Source organism: Mesorhizobium koreense (assembly GCF_031656215.1).
Classification (GTDB): Bacteria; Pseudomonadota; Alphaproteobacteria; order Rhizobiales; family Rhizobiaceae; genus Mesorhizobium_L; species Mesorhizobium_L koreense.
This window is the reverse complement of sequence record NZ_CP134228.1, coordinates 2,629,633-2,643,098: the sequence shown is the minus strand read 5'-3', so window position 1 is coordinate 2,643,098 and position 13,466 is coordinate 2,629,633. Positions and strand designations below refer to the sequence as shown.

Genomic DNA, 13,466 nt, shown 5'->3' with positions numbered 1-13,466 from the left:
CTTGCGTCGAGCGGTTCGGCAGCGTGTACTGAGCCGGCGAGGAGGAGCGCGCCCGTAGGGGTCGCATGCATCGCCGGCGGAAGGAGGTGATGTGATGGCAGCGGTGACGAAACGTCGTGTGGCTCTCGTTGGTACCGGGTTCCGGGGCGCTGGAACCTGGGGCAAGGAATTGCTCGCAACCTGCGGCGAATGGGTCGAACTGGTCGGCCTCTCCGATAGCAACCCCATGCGACTCGAGCGCGCCCGCGCCGCGATCGGCGTCCATGTCCCCGCCTTCGCGGATTGCAGTGCCATGCTGACCGAGACCCGGCCGGACACGCTGATCGTCTGCACTCCAGACGATACGCATGCCAGGATGATCGTGACCGCGCTTGAAGCCGGAGTGGACGTCCTCACCGAAAAACCGATGACGACCACGGCCGAGATGTGCCGGACCATCCTCGCTGCCGAACGACGCACGGGGCGCCGCGTCGACGTCGGCTTCAACTATCGTTTCTCGCCGACAGCACGGGCAATCAAGGAGGTGCTCCTGTCGGGCATCATCGGAGAGATCGTCTCGGTGGATTTCCACTGGTATCTCGACGTGCAGCACGGCGCCGACTATTTCCGCCGCTGGCACGCCTTCATTGCACATTCAGGCAGCCTCTTCGTCCACAAGGCGACGCACCATTTCGACCTTTTGAACTGGTATCTGGGCGCCGATCCCGAAGAGGTCTTCGCGCGCGGCGCGCTTCGCCGTTACGGCCGCGCCGGGCCCTTCCGCGGCCCTCGGTGCAAGCTCTGTCCCCATGCCGACGAATGCGACTTCTTCTTCGATCTCGCGCGCCATCCATGGCTCGAAACGCTCTACGAAGACCCCTCGCGCGAGGACGGCTATGTCCGCGACGCCTGTGTTTTCCGCGAGGAGATCGACATATTCGACACGATGACCGCCGCGATCCTCTATCAAAACGGCGTCCAGGTCTCCTATTCGCTCAACACCTTCTTGCCGATCGAGGGCTACCATCTCGCCTTCAACGGCAAGAAGGGGCGCGTCCAGATCAGGCAATACGAGCGGCAGGCGTGGGAAACGCCAGCGGAGGACGAGATTCTCGTGCTCAGGAATTTTGGCCCGGCCGAACGCATCCGCGTGCCGCACCAGCCCGGCGGCCATTTCGGCGGCGATCCGGCCCTGCAACGGATGCTCTTCGTCCCCGATATGGCCGATCCGCTCGGCCAGCGCGCAGGGGCGCGCGCCGGCGCGGTCTCGGTGCTGTGCGGAGTAGCTGCGGTGGACAGCGTACGTTCGGGCGCGCCGGTCAAGGTGATGCCTCTCCTCGGAGGCGAAGCATAATTCCAGGCGAAGCTCGCCCTTCGATCCAGTTGTCTGAAAGTAACCGCTAGGTTACTCTCCGGGCGGGGGATGCGAGCGGGAGGCTGGGCGACTGCACGAACCGGGACGAACCCGGATACAGGGAGGAAATGATGAAAGCTTTGTCACGTCGTGACTTCGGGCGGCTGGTTGCCGCTGGCGCTGCGGCCAGCGCATTGGCCGGTGGGGCCGGGCCGGCCTTTGCCGAGACCAGGCTGCGTTATATCTGGTGGGGCAATCCCGACCGCGACAAGCGCACCAACGCAACGGTCGACCTCTATCACAAGAAGCATCCCGATATTTCGGTCGATCGTGAGAGCTATGCCTGGGCAGACTACTGGCCGAAGCTTGCCACCCAGGCGGCCGGACGCAACCTCCCCGACGTCATCCAGATGGACTATCGCTACATTTTCGAATGGGCGCGTCGCGGCCAACTCGCCGACCTGACGCCGATGGTCGGCAAGGAGCTGAAGCTCGATCATTTCGACAAGAACCAGCTTGAGAGCGGCAAGATCGGCGGAAAACTCTATGGGTTGTCCATGGGCGGCAATTCCGTCGCGCTCGTCTACAACAAGACCCAATACCAGAAGCTCAAAATCGGGCTGCCCGATCCGCTCGCCTGGACTTTCGACGATTTCATCAAGTTGGCCAAGGACGTGCAGCCGCACTTGCCGGACGGCGTGCACTTCACCGCCAACAAGGGCGACAACGAATCCTGGCTGGAGATGTTCGTCCGCCAGCGCGGCAAGGAACTATACACAAAAGACGGACAGCTCGGCTTTGAGTTAGACGATCTGGTCGCCTTCTGGACCATCATGACGCAGATGCAGAAGGACGGCCTGACCCCGCCGCCGGACGTACAGGCGCAGGACACGACCGGCGCGCTCGAAAAGACCATGCTCGTGCTGGGCAAGGCGATCACCGATTTCACCAACTCCAACCAGCTCGTCGCCATCCAGAAGCTGATGAAGGATCAGGTGGACCTGACGACGCTGCCCAACCAGGAGGGCAACCGCCCGGGTCAGTACATGAAGCCGTCCATGTTCATCTCCCAGTCGGCTTCGTCGTCCCAGCCGGAAGAGGCCGCGAAGTTCCTCAATTTCATGGTCACCGACGTGGATGCCGGGGACATCCTGCAGATCGAGCGCGGCGTGCCGGCGGATTCGGAAGTGCTGAAGCATGTCGAGCCCAGCTTGACCGAGGTCGAGCAGCGCATGACCCGCTACCTGACCCTGCTGGCGAAACATGTCGGCCCGCTGCCGCCACCGCCGCCGAAAGGCGCCGGTGAGATCCAGCAACTGCTCTACCCTGCCTACCAGAAAGTCTCCTTTGGACGGCTGAGCGTCGAAGACGGAGCCAGGGATTTCATGCAAAGGGCGAAGGACATCCTGAAGCGCGCCTGAACGAGCCATGACCAGCACGGTCGGTCCTATCGGAACGACGGCCTCTGGGCGGCGCGAGACTGCGGCGCCTGACGGGCTGCGTGCGCGGCTTGCGCGCAGCCTCAGGAGGAACGGCCCCGGCTATCTGTTCCTGCTGCCTTGGCTGGTCGGCTTCTTCGGGCTGACCCTTCTGCCGACAGTCGGCTCGCTCTATCTTTCCTTCACCGACTATGACCTCCTGAACCCGCCTCGCTGGACAGGCACGGCGAACTATTCCTATGCCTTCTTCGAGGATACGCGCTTCCGGTCGGCGCTCAGCGTCACCTTCCATTATGTGCTTTGGTCGGTACCGCTGAAACTGATCGTGGCGCTCGCGCTCGCCATGGCGCTCGACCGCGGCGTACGCGGTATTTCTGTCTACCGCGCGGTGTTCTATCTGCCGTCGCTGCTCGGCTCCTCGGTCGCGGTCGCGGTGCTCTGGCGGCAGATTTTCGGCGATGCCGGCGTGGTGAACCAACTGATCGCGCTGGTCGGCCTCAAGGGGCCGTCCTGGATCACCCACCCCGACTATGCGCTCTGGACGCTGATCGTGCTTGCGATCTGGCAATTCGGCTCGCCGATGATCATCTTTCTCGCCGGATTGCGCCAGATTCCTCAGGAAGTGCATGAGGCTGCTGCCATGGACGGCGCGGGACCGGCGAGGCGCTTCTTCCGCATTACCCTGCCGCTGCTCGCCCCGGTCATCTTTTTCAATCTCGTGCTGCAGACGATCGACGCCTTCAAGGCTTTCACGCCGGCCTTTATCGTGTCGGGCGGCAATGGCTCGCCGATCGACTCCACACTCTTCTATTCGCTCTATCTCTATATCGAGGCCTTCGCCAATTTCCGCATGGGCTATGCCGCGGCACTCGCCTGGATATTGCTGGTCATCATCTCGATCTTCACGGCGCTCGCCTTCCTGACCTCGCGCTACTGGGTCTACTACGAGGACGAAGGCCGATGAACGCCGCGGCGCCACGAGCGAACGGAACCAGACGGCAGTTCGTCCGCCACGCGATATTGATCGCCGCCGCGCTAGTGATGATCTATCCGCTGCTCTGGCTCATATCGAGCTCGCTCAAGCCGGAAAACCTCATCTTCCACAATCTCGGCCTGATCCCCGAAAAGCTCCAGCTCGACAATTACGCGCAAGGCTGGACGGCGCTTCGTTTCAGCTTCGGCCGCTTTTTCCTCAATTCCTTCTTCGTCGCCGGAATGGCTGTCGTCGGCAATCTGCTCTCATGCTCGCTCGCCGCCTTCGCCTTCGCGCGGCTGAATTTCCGGCTGAAGAAGCTCTGGTTCGTCCTCATGCTGGGCACGTTGATGCTGCCCTATCACGTCACGCTCGTTCCCCAATATATCCTCTTCCTGCACCTCGGCTGGGTGAACAGCTTCCTGCCGCTCATCGTGCCGAAATTCCTGGCGATCGACGCCTTCTTCATCTTCCTGATGGTGCAGTTCTTCCGCGGCATACCGCGCGAGATCGACGAGGCGGCGATCATGGATGGTTGCGGCCCCTGGCGCATCTATTGGCGCATCATGCTGCCGCTTTCCACACCGGTTCTGGCGACCGCCGCCATCTTCTCCTTCATCTGGACCTATGACGATTTCCTCGGGCCGCTGATCTACCTGAACGACATGCGCGATTACACTGTGCCGCTGGCGCTCCGCGCCTTCGTCGACGCCACCGGCGAATCGCGCTTCGGCCAACTCTTCGCCATGTCGACGCTGTCGCTCATCCCCGTCTTCATCGTCTTCCTCGCCTTCCAGCGCCTCATTATCAGGGGCGTTGCGCTTGGTGCCCTGAAACGCTGACCTTCAACGCCCGAAAGAACTCCATGCCCACCCCCGCCTTCTCATTCGCGACCATCGGCATCAATCACGGCCACATCTACGAGCAGACGGCGCTGATGCTCGCGGCCGGCTGCCGGCTGAAATATTTCTGCGCGCCGGAGGACGACCTTGCCGCCGAATATGTCGCGAAATTCCCCCAGGCCGAGCGCGTGACCGACGAGCGGAAAATCCTGGAGGATCCCGAAATCCGTCTCGTCATCGGCGCCGGCATTCCCGCCGACCGTGCGCCGATGGCGATCAGGGCCATGCGTCACGGCAAGGACGTGATGCTGGACAAACCCGGCGCGACGACGCTCGATCAGCTTGACGAGCTTCGCCGCGTGCAGGCCGAAACAGGGCGCATCCTCTCGATCCTCTATTCCGAGCACTATACCCAGCGCGCGACACTCGCAGCCGGCGAGTTGGTGAAGGCGGGCGCGATTGGACGCGTGCTGCAGACAGTCGGGCTAGGACCGCACCGGCTCGGCAACTACGCGCGGCCGGACTGGTTCTGGAAGCTCGAACGCACCGGCGGCATCCTCTGCGACATCGCCTCGCACCAGTTCGAGCAGTTCCTGTTCTTCACCGGCAGCGACAGCGCCGAAATCGTAACGAGCCAGGTCGCCAATTTCGATCATCCCGACGCGCCCGAATTCGAGGATTTCGGCGACACGGTGCTGCGCTCCGGCCACGCCTCCGGCTATATCCGCATCGACTGGTTCACGCCGGCTGGCATGCCGGTCTGGGGCGACGGGCGCCTCTTCATCCTCGGCACGGAGGGTTCGATCGAACTCCGCAAATATGCCGATGTCGGCGGACGGAGCGGCGGCGACCATCTCTTCCTCGCAGACAGCAAATCGGCGCGTCACATCGACTGCTCCGGCACGAAGATCACCTATGGCGAACAGCTTCGCGACGACGTGCTGAACCGCACGGAAACGGCGATGCCGCAACGGCACTGCTTCCTTGCCATGGAACTCGCCTTGAAGGCACAGGCTGCTGCGACAAGGATCGTCGGAACACGTCATGATGGAGATGCGGCATGACCCGGAAGCTTACAGTCGGTGTTGTCGGCGGCGGCATCGGCGCGATGCAGATCGAGGCATTCCGCGCACTCCCTGATCTCTATTCGCTCGAGGTGATCTGCGACATCGATGCCTCCAGGGTGGAGAGCCTGGCGGCCAAACATGCCATCCCGAACGTTCTCACCGATTTCGATGCCCTGATCGCCAGAGACCTCGACATCATCTCGATTTGCACGCCGTCCGGCCTGCATTTCGAGCAGGCAAAGAAGGCGCTCCTCGCCGGCCGCAACGTGATCGTCGAAAAGCCTTTCGCCAGTTCGCTTGCCGAGGCCGACGAACTGGCGAAGGTCGAGCAGGAAAGCGGCAAGCGGCTCTGCCCCATCTTCCAGTACCGTTTCGCCGACGGCCTGGCGCAATTGCAGCGTTTGCGCGAGCGCGGGCTGGTCGGCAAGGCCTATGCAGCGACGGTGGAGACGCATTGGCGGCGCCTGCCGGCCTATTACGATAATCCGTGGCGCGGTCGCTGGGCAAAGGAACTCGGCGGCTGCCTCGTCACCCACGCCATCCACAACCACGATATGCTGATGCGCGTACTCGGGCCGGTGCGCAGCATCTATGCCCGCACCGCCACGCGCGTAAACCCGATCGAGACGGAAGACTGCGCCGCTGCCGTACTGGAAATGGCGGACGGCTCCTTCGCCACGCTTTCGGTAACGCTCGGTTCGCAAGAGGAGATATCGAGACTGCGCTTTTGCTTCGACGGCCTGACGGTCGAGAGCAACCATAGCCCCTACAATCCGGGCAAGGCGCCGTGGCGCTTCATCGCGGCGGACCCCGAGCGACAGAAGGTGGTCGATGTGGCGATAGCCGAGGTCGACCCTGCGCCGGAGCTTTACGCCGGCCAGTTCTCGCGCCTCCACAAGGCACTGACCGAGGGCGGCGAACTGCCCGTCTCGATCGCCGACGCGCGGCCCTCGCTGGAACTGATCACTGCCGCCTACCATTCTGCACGGACAGGCGAAGCGGTCCGGTTGCCGATCGGGCAAGACCACCCGCTCTATGCGGGCTGGCTTCCGCCCACCGCGAGGGGGCGGGCGTAATGGCGAGCCTCGGCCTGAACGGCGTGATCAAGAGGTTCGGTACCGCCGAAGTGATCCACGGCGTCGATCTGGAGGTCAGGGACGGCGAGTTCGTCGTCTTCGTAGGCCCGTCCGGATGCGGGAAATCGACACTGCTCAGGATGATCGCCGGGCTCGAGGAAGTCACTGAAGGTGATGTCCATATCGACGGTGAACGGGTGAACGAGATTCCGGCGGCGAAACGCGGCCTCGCCATGGTGTTCCAGTCCTATGCGCTCTACCCGCACATGACGATCCGCAAGAACCTCTCCTTCGGCCTGGAAACGATGGGCACGCCGCGCGCGGAAACCAGGCGGCGGGTGGCCGATGCGGCGGAAATCCTGCAGATCGCTTCCCTTCTCGACCGCCGGCCCGGCCAGCTCTCCGGCGGGCAGCGACAGCGCGTCGCGATCGGCCGCGCGATCGTGCGCGAGCCGCGCATTTTCCTGTTCGACGAGCCGCTTTCCAACCTCGACGCGGAACTCAGGGTGCAGATGCGGGTTGAGATCAACAAATTGCACCGCAGGCTCGGGGCGACAATGATCTTCGTCACCCACGATCAGGTCGAGGCGATGACGCTCGCCGACCGCATTGTGGTGCTCCGCGCCGGCCGCATCGAACAGGTCGGCACGCCGCTCGAACTCTACAACCATCCGGCAAATCTGTTCGTGGCGGGTTTCATCGGCTCGCCACGCATGAACTTTCTTGCGGCGCAAATCATTGTCGGAACAGACGGGAACCTCCGGGTTCGCAGCGAATCCGGCCTTGATCTCCCCTTCCCCGCCGGGAGCCGGCCACCGTCGTCCGACAGTAAGGTTACGGTCGGTATCCGCCCGGAAAACATCAGGATCGTCGATCCTCGACACGCCTCGCTCGCTGGCGAAGTGCAGATCGCGGAACATCTCGGCGGCGAGACTTTTCTTTACCTCGCGCTTGCCTCAGGAGAGACGGTGGTCGTCGAAGTCCAGGGCCAGGCCACCGTCGCGGCAGGCGAGCGCGTGGGCATCGAGCCGGATGCCGGCGCTGCCCATGTCTTCGCAGGTGACGGAATGGCGATCAGCCGCCGGGTCGCCGATACGAAACTTGATTCCACGCCGGCCTGAGCGACGAAATCCACACGGCGTTGAGGCGGCGCTCTGCCGCCATTGATCCGGATGAGACGTCATAGCTGGAGCCTCGCGGATACGTTGCGTGATTTCGACAAAGATCCGCCCGCCCGCTATATCGACGTGCGCGCTCCAGCATGGACGGTCTGTCAAAGAAGAATAATTGGTGGGCCCGGAGGGACTCGAACCCCCAACCAAGCGGTTATGAGCCGCCGGCTCTAACCATTGAGCTACAGGCCCCACCGGCCGGTCAATTAGTGGCTTTTTGCCCGGGCACAAGCGCACGCCCCATTCAACACACAATCGGTTAATATGCGCCGACGGGAAGGGCAACGAAATCGGAGATGACGATGAGACATGCCTATCTGCCGCTGGCACTGGGATTGGGGATAGCGGCGTCGGGGATCGCGATGCCTGGAATGGCCGCTGCCGAAGACAGACCCACGCCCCGCATCACGGTTGTCGGTGAAGGCGAGACGGCGGCAAGCCCGGATATGGCGATCCTTTCGCTGTCGGTCCTGCGCGAGGCGGATACGGCACGCGCCGCGCTCGACGCGAACAACAAGGCCATGGCAGCCGTGATCGACGCGATGAAGAAGGCCGGCATTGCCGACCGCGACCTACAGACCTCCGGCCTGTCGATCGATCCACGCTATTCCACCGTCAAGCATGACAGCAAGACGCAGGAGGAGTCGAAGATCATCGGCTATCGTGTCGTCAACACGCTGACAGTCCGCGTGCGCGATCTCGACAAGCTCGGCGCGGTCATCGACAGTTCGGTCTCGCTCGGCGTCAACCAGGGCGGCGGCATCACCTTCACCAATGACGATATGTCGAAGCCGATGCAGGAAGCCCGCAAGAACGCCATGGAAGACGCCATTGCCCGCGCAAGGACTTTGACAGAAGCGGCCGGCGTCAAGACCGGCAAGATCATCGAGATCTCGGAACAATCCTATCGGCCCATGCCCCGCCCGATGGCGATGAAGGCCCGCAGCTTCGCCGCGGCTGCCGAAGACGCCGTGCCTGTGCAGGCCGGCGAAAACACCTATCATGCAACGGTGACGGTGACATTCGAGATCGAGCAGTAACGGCCGCCGCTTGAATCGAAAAGCCAGGCGCCGCAGGTAAGCCCCTGCGGTGCCTGGCTTTTTTGTCCGCGGCCGATCAGCGGATCAGAGGGCAGCCCGCGGAGCGACCGAAGGTGAGCGTGATGCGGCCGCGCCGGTCATGTCCTTTGACGCCGATCACCGACCGGTTCTGATAGGCAACACGGGCGCGACGCACGCCCATCCGTTGTGCCTTGTCGAGAGCCCGGTCCGTCGTGCAGAAGCGGACCGGCCGGTAATGCCGGTTATCATGCCAGCGCGGACCGTGATTGTCCCGGACCACGACACGCAAGCCACTATGGCCGGTGCCGACATAGAGCGCGTCCGCCTGGGCCGGCGCGCCTGCCAGGGCGCTGATCCCGAGAACTGCACAAACAGCCGATGCCTTGATGAATTTCAACATAGTCTTTCTCCTGGACTGGTCGGTTGATCTGAAATCCGTCGCCGAAGCGATGGCGGGAAGATGCACCCGCGCCGCTGAACGGTACGGGAACCCGCCGTTCATGGGGCATTCAGCAAAAATTCGGGTCGAGGGAGCGGTCGCCGGCGTCGTTTATGGCTCGTCGGCGAGCATGAAGTCGAAATAGGCCTCGGCGTCGGGCATGTCGTCTTCTGAAGCCGAAACGCGGCCGCGCATGGAGATACCGGCTTCGTGAACGGTCTCTTCCGAACCCGATACCAGTCGGTGCCACCAGTAAAGGTCCTTGCCCTCGGCGATCAGCCTGTAGGCGCAGGTCGCCGGCAGCCAGGGCAGGTTGCGCACATTGTCCGGTGTCAGGCCGACACAGTCGGGTACACGCTCCAGCCGGTTCCGATAGTCGGTGCAGCGGCATTTGCCGGCATCGAACAGCCGGCAGGAAACGCTGGTCCAGTAGATTTCGCCTGTATCGGCGTCCTCCAGCTTGGCCATGCAGCATTTGCCGCAGCCGTCGCAGAGCGCTTCCCACTCCGCCCTGCTCATCTCTTCCAGCTTCTTCGTCTTCCAGAACGGTGCGTCCATGCCGCACGACATGAAGCGTGGCGATGGCCCGGTCAAGGGTGAAGCCGGCGGGATGTCGCCACATTCCCGCCTCGCCCGCGTCCCCGGAGCGCCCGCGCCCGGCCCAAATTTGATGAAAAACGGAACCAACGCCGTTCTGAAGGGTTTGCGGCGCGACGGGACTTCCAGAAGTCAGGAGACGGATTCGATGAAATTTCATTCGCGCGCATTGGCCGGAACCGCGCTCGGCCTTTTCATGGCGGCTTCGTCCGCCAATGCCGCCGGCCTTCGCCCGGACACAGGTCACGACGTGGCCGAAATGCCGACGGTCGTGGCACAAGCGGATAGCGACAACGCCGAACAGAAACTGAAAAAGAAGGAACGGCGCGCCGAGAGGCAGGCGGAGAAGAACGCCGGCGAACAGGGCGGCAGCGGGGAACAACGTGTCCAGGAAGAGCAGCCAAGGTCTCAACGTCAGAACAAGGCCGAACGCCAGCAACTCCGCGCGACGGGCGGACAGGCCGAGCAACGTGCACAGCAGGCGCCTGCGAACGATGAAGCGCCGGCCATGAGGCCGAAGAAGCGCCATTCGGACGAGGCCGCCGGTACGGCCGTACAGGGCGGTAGCGATAACGAACAGCCCGCGATGCCGAAGCGCAAGCATCGTGACCGGAACGAAGCCACGCAACCCACGGCAAACCAGCAGGCGCCGGAGAATGCGCAGGCCAAGGATGCCGGCCAGGTCGAGCCCGACCAGGGCAAGAAGCATCGCAGGAACGATAAGAACGCCAAACGCGGTGAAGACAACGGCCAGGCCACCACGGACAAAGCCATCCAGCCCAAGGCCGAACAGGTTCAGCCCGAACCCAGGGTCGAAAGGAAAGTCCGGCAGCAGCCCCAGAATGCTGGCGAAGAGAACCCCAACGAGGCCAAACCCGGCATGAAGAATGCCGGACAAGCCGAACAGGAAAGGAAACACGGCAAGAATGCCGGCAACAGGGGCACGGAGAGTGGCAACGCAGAGATCAATGAAACCGGCCAGAATAACCGGAACGGCAAGAACGCCAAGGGCATGGAGAATGGCCAGCCCGGTGAATCCAATGCCGGGACCGGCCAAGCCGCGCCAAGACCCGGAGTAAAGCCTACGCAGCCTGACGAGAACGCCAAAAACGCCGGAAAGATGCAGAACGGGGAGACCGTTCGCAAGGATGGCGGCCGGAATGGCGAAAACGGCAGGAATGTAGAGGGCGTGGAAACCCAGGGCGCCAATAGCCAGGCCGCTCAAGGCGGCCAGGGCGCGGAAGGCGGCGGCAACGTGGTGCTGCCGAAAAGCCTGAATGGAAAGCGCGCCGGCGAAGGACAGACGCGCGAGCGGCGCAACGCCGGCGAGCAGAACGGGAACGCGGACAACGCCGCCCTCCCCGACAGCGCGCGCGGCCGCCACGGCCAGCGCCAGGAAGCGGGTCGAGGTGGCAAGGCGGAGCCGCTGCCGGATTCCGATGCCGCGGCACAGGCCGACTTCAGGCGGCCTGAGAGGATCGAATCGATCACCGCCATCGAGGGCAAGCGCGTCGACCAGCCCGAGCGCGTCTACCGCGAGCACCCGCGTGACGTGAAGGTGGTCAAAGAGGTCGACGACCGCACGATCGTCGAGGTCAACAACCAGATCTTCGTGCGCGGCTCCGACCGGCCACGGATAACCCGCAACGCACGCGACGTCTATTATGAGGACCTGCCGAACCAACGCACCCGAGAAGTGGTCGAGCGGCGAGACGGATCCCGTATCGTCACCATCCGCAATGAGTATGGCGACGTGATCCGCCGCTCGCGCATCCTGCCCGACAACCGCGAGATCGTACTGGTCTATGTCGATGACCGCGATCTCGACCGTGACCGCGACCGCGGCTGGGGCGATGCCGGCGCTGACCTGCCGCCACTGGTGGTCGACGTGCCGCGCGACGATTACATCCTCGAAGCGGACGACGTGCGCGACCCGGACCGCTACTACACCTTCCTCGAACAACCGCCGGTCGAGCCGGTCCAGCGCCTCTATTCGCTGGGCGAGGTAAAACGTTCGGCGCGTATCCGGGATATCATGCCGCGCATCGACCTCGACACGATCACCTTCGATTTCGGTTCCGCCGAGGTCGGCCAGGATCAGGCCGACAAGCTCCAGTCGGTGGCGGACGCGATCAAGAAAATCCTCGACAACAACCCCGCCGAGACTTTCCTGATCGAGGGCCACACCGATGCCGTCGGCTCGGATCAGGCAAACCTCGTCCTCTCCGACGAGCGTGCCGATTCGGTCGCTTCCCTGCTGACTTCGATGTTCGACATCCCCTCGGAGAACCTGACCACGCAAGGGTATGGCGAGGAGTACCTGAAGGTCGACACGGAAGAGGCCAACCGCCAGAACCGGCGCGTCACCATCCGCCGCATCACGCCCCTGGTGGCCCCGGTCGCGTCGGCGCAATAGAGGGAGCGCGGGCGGCGTGCCTTGAACCGCAGCCGCCCGCACCCCACATCAGCAATGTTCCCTGCCCCATCCCTCATCCGGATTTGCATGGATCGAGGGATCGGCAAGGAGGCCCGGCCGGTCCCCCTCCCGGCCGGGTCTTCCTCTTTCGGAATAATTTCGCTTATCCGGCCGCCCCCGCTCCCGAACGCATCACTTTCGTGTCGGTCTTCTCGAAAACGGCATCCGGCACGAAGAAATCCGCCGCAAGCGTCTCGGCGCCCGGCGCCGCATATTTGGAGAAATCCGTCACCCCCTCCTCGCGCAGCACCAGTTCGTCGATGAAGAAACGGCCCGTGCACTGGCGCGACGGACGGTTGACGATCACGTAGGCCGCATCGGCCATGATCTCCGGCGAGCGGCTGATCGCCGCCATCTTTTCGCCGCCGAGGAGGTTCCGCACCGCCGCCGTGTCGATCGCCGTCAGCGGCCACAGCGAATTCACCGCCACGCCGTCGGTCGCGAATTCAGCGCTCATGCCGAGGGTCGCCATCGACATGCCGAACTTCGCCATTGTGTAGGCGACGTGATCGCGGAACCATTTCGCCTGCATGTCGAGCGGTGGCGACAAGTTCAGGATATGCGGGTTCTTCGCCTTCAGGAGATGCGGCAGGCACAGTTTCGAGACGAGGAACGTGCCGCGCGCGTTGACCTGGTGCATCAGGTCGAAGCGCTTCATGTCGGTATCAAGCGTGCCGGTGAGTTGGATGGCGCTGGCATTGTTGACGCAGATGTCGATGCCGCCGAAGGCTTCGGCAGTCGCCCTGACCGCGTCGGCCACCTGCTCGTCGTTGCGGATGTCGCAGATGATGGGCAACGCCGTCCCGCCCGCCGCCTCGATCTCGGCGGCGGCGGAATGGATCGTGCCGGGCAGCTTCGGATGCGGCTCGGCGGTCTTGGCGGCAATTGCGATGTTGGCGCCGTCGCGCGCGGCCCTCTTCGCGATCGCCAGCCCGATGCCGCGCGAACCGCCGGACATGAAGATCGTCTTTCCTTTCAGCGACATGACGCC

12 protein-coding genes and 1 tRNA gene are annotated in these 13,466 nt (G+C 63.5%); 9 read left to right on the top strand and 4 right to left on the bottom strand.

Going from position 1 to position 13,466, the window contains the following annotated elements:
• The first annotated feature begins 94 nt into the window (after positions 1–94).
• From RBH77_RS12600 to RBH77_RS12570, 7 genes are all read left to right on the top strand, one after another.
• Entirely contained in the window at positions 95–1,333 is a 1,239-nt protein-coding gene (locus RBH77_RS12600; RefSeq protein WP_311027936.1) for a Gfo/Idh/MocA family protein, read from the top strand.
• Between the two features lie 131 nt (positions 1,334–1,464).
• Positions 1,465–2,754 (top strand): ABC transporter substrate-binding protein, encoded by a 1,290-nt coding sequence (locus RBH77_RS12595; RefSeq protein ID WP_311027935.1) that lies wholly within the window; start codon positions 1,465–1,467, stop codon positions 2,752–2,754.
• 7 nt (positions 2,755–2,761) lie between these two features.
• On the top strand, positions 2,762–3,736 hold the full coding sequence (locus RBH77_RS12590) for a carbohydrate ABC transporter permease (protein WP_311027934.1): 975 nt from the start codon (positions 2,762–2,764) through the stop codon (positions 3,734–3,736).
• The gene (locus tag RBH77_RS12585; protein ID WP_311027933.1) at positions 3,733–4,587 is read left to right on the top strand and encodes a carbohydrate ABC transporter permease; all 855 of its coding nucleotides are present in this window, start codon (positions 3,733–3,735) and stop codon (positions 4,585–4,587) included. Before RBH77_RS12590 ends, RBH77_RS12585 begins: the two co-directional genes overlap by 4 nt.
• 23 nt (positions 4,588–4,610) lie before the next feature.
• A complete protein-coding gene (locus tag RBH77_RS12580; RefSeq protein ID WP_311027932.1) occupies positions 4,611–5,651 on the top strand; it encodes a Gfo/Idh/MocA family protein in 1,041 nt (346 codons plus the stop codon).
• Positions 5,648–6,730 carry a Gfo/Idh/MocA family protein gene (locus RBH77_RS12575; RefSeq protein WP_311027931.1) on the top strand — a complete coding sequence of 361 codons (1,083 nt, stop codon included), beginning with the start codon at positions 5,648–5,650 and terminating at the stop codon, positions 6,728–6,730. Before RBH77_RS12580 ends, RBH77_RS12575 begins: the two co-directional genes overlap by 4 nt.
• Positions 6,730–7,851: an ABC transporter ATP-binding protein gene (locus RBH77_RS12570; RefSeq protein WP_311027930.1), complete on the top strand. Its 1,122-nt coding sequence runs from the start codon at positions 6,730–6,732 to the stop codon at positions 7,849–7,851. Before RBH77_RS12575 ends, RBH77_RS12570 begins: the two co-directional genes overlap by 1 nt.
• Positions 7,852–8,018: 167 nt before the next feature.
• Here RBH77_RS12570 and RBH77_RS12565 read toward each other — a convergent pair.
• Positions 8,019–8,094: transfer RNA gene (locus RBH77_RS12565), tRNA-Ile, on the bottom strand.
• Between the two features lie 110 nt (positions 8,095–8,204).
• Here RBH77_RS12565 and RBH77_RS12560 point away from each other — a divergent pair.
• Positions 8,205–8,942 carry an SIMPL domain-containing protein gene (locus RBH77_RS12560; protein WP_311027928.1) on the top strand — a complete coding sequence of 246 codons (738 nt, stop codon included), beginning with the start codon at positions 8,205–8,207 and terminating at the stop codon, positions 8,940–8,942.
• Positions 8,943–9,018: 76 nt separating this feature from the next.
• On the opposite strand, the gene RBH77_RS12555 is transcribed toward RBH77_RS12560, so the two are convergent.
• Positions 9,019–9,363, bottom strand: coding sequence for a hypothetical protein (locus RBH77_RS12555; protein ID WP_311027927.1), 345 nt, complete (start codon positions 9,361–9,363; stop codon positions 9,019–9,021).
• Between the two features lie 150 nt (positions 9,364–9,513).
• On the bottom strand, positions 9,514–9,960 hold the full coding sequence (locus RBH77_RS12550; RefSeq protein ID WP_311032527.1) for a YcgN family cysteine cluster protein: 447 nt from the start codon (positions 9,958–9,960) through the stop codon (positions 9,514–9,516).
• Between the two features lie 187 nt (positions 9,961–10,147).
• Here RBH77_RS12550 and RBH77_RS12545 point away from each other — a divergent pair, with 187 nt between their 5' ends.
• On the top strand, positions 10,148–12,415 hold the full coding sequence (locus RBH77_RS12545) for an OmpA family protein (RefSeq protein WP_311027926.1): 2,268 nt from the start codon (positions 10,148–10,150) through the stop codon (positions 12,413–12,415).
• A 163-nt stretch (positions 12,416–12,578) separates the two neighbouring features.
• Here the strand turns inward: RBH77_RS12545 and RBH77_RS12540 are convergent, their stop codons facing one another.
• The gene (locus tag RBH77_RS12540) at positions 12,579–13,460 is read right to left on the bottom strand and encodes an SDR family oxidoreductase (protein ID WP_311027925.1); all 882 of its coding nucleotides are present in this window, start codon (positions 13,458–13,460) and stop codon (positions 12,579–12,581) included.
• Positions 13,461–13,466 lie beyond the last annotated feature (6 nt).

Excerpts from the sequence above, each read along its gene's own strand:
- RBH77_RS12575 (WP_311027931.1), top strand. The coding sequence starts at position 5,648 with ATGACCCGGAAGCTTACAGTCGGTGTTGTCGGCGGCGGCATCGGCGCG.
- RBH77_RS12560 (WP_311027928.1), top strand. The coding sequence starts at position 8,205 with ATGAGACATGCCTATCTGCCGCTGGCACTGGGATTGGGGATAGCGGCG.
- RBH77_RS12540 (WP_311027925.1), bottom strand. The coding sequence starts at position 13,460 with ATGTCGCTGAAAGGAAAGACGATCTTCATGTCCGGCGGTTCGCGCGGC.
- RBH77_RS12590 (WP_311027934.1), top strand. The coding sequence starts at position 2,762 with ATGACCAGCACGGTCGGTCCTATCGGAACGACGGCCTCTGGGCGGCGC.
- RBH77_RS12600 (WP_311027936.1), top strand. The coding sequence starts at position 95 with ATGGCAGCGGTGACGAAACGTCGTGTGGCTCTCGTTGGTACCGGGTTC.
- RBH77_RS12550 (WP_311032527.1), bottom strand. The coding sequence starts at position 9,960 with ATGGACGCACCGTTCTGGAAGACGAAGAAGCTGGAAGAGATGAGCAGG.
- RBH77_RS12555 (WP_311027927.1), bottom strand. The coding sequence starts at position 9,363 with ATGTTGAAATTCATCAAGGCATCGGCTGTTTGTGCAGTTCTCGGGATC.
- RBH77_RS12545 (WP_311027926.1), top strand. The coding sequence starts at position 10,148 with ATGAAATTTCATTCGCGCGCATTGGCCGGAACCGCGCTCGGCCTTTTC.
- RBH77_RS12585 (WP_311027933.1), top strand. The coding sequence starts at position 3,733 with ATGAACGCCGCGGCGCCACGAGCGAACGGAACCAGACGGCAGTTCGTC.
- RBH77_RS12580 (WP_311027932.1), top strand. The coding sequence starts at position 4,611 with ATGCCCACCCCCGCCTTCTCATTCGCGACCATCGGCATCAATCACGGC.
- RBH77_RS12595 (WP_311027935.1), top strand. The coding sequence starts at position 1,465 with ATGAAAGCTTTGTCACGTCGTGACTTCGGGCGGCTGGTTGCCGCTGGC.
- RBH77_RS12570 (WP_311027930.1), top strand. The coding sequence starts at position 6,730 with ATGGCGAGCCTCGGCCTGAACGGCGTGATCAAGAGGTTCGGTACCGCC.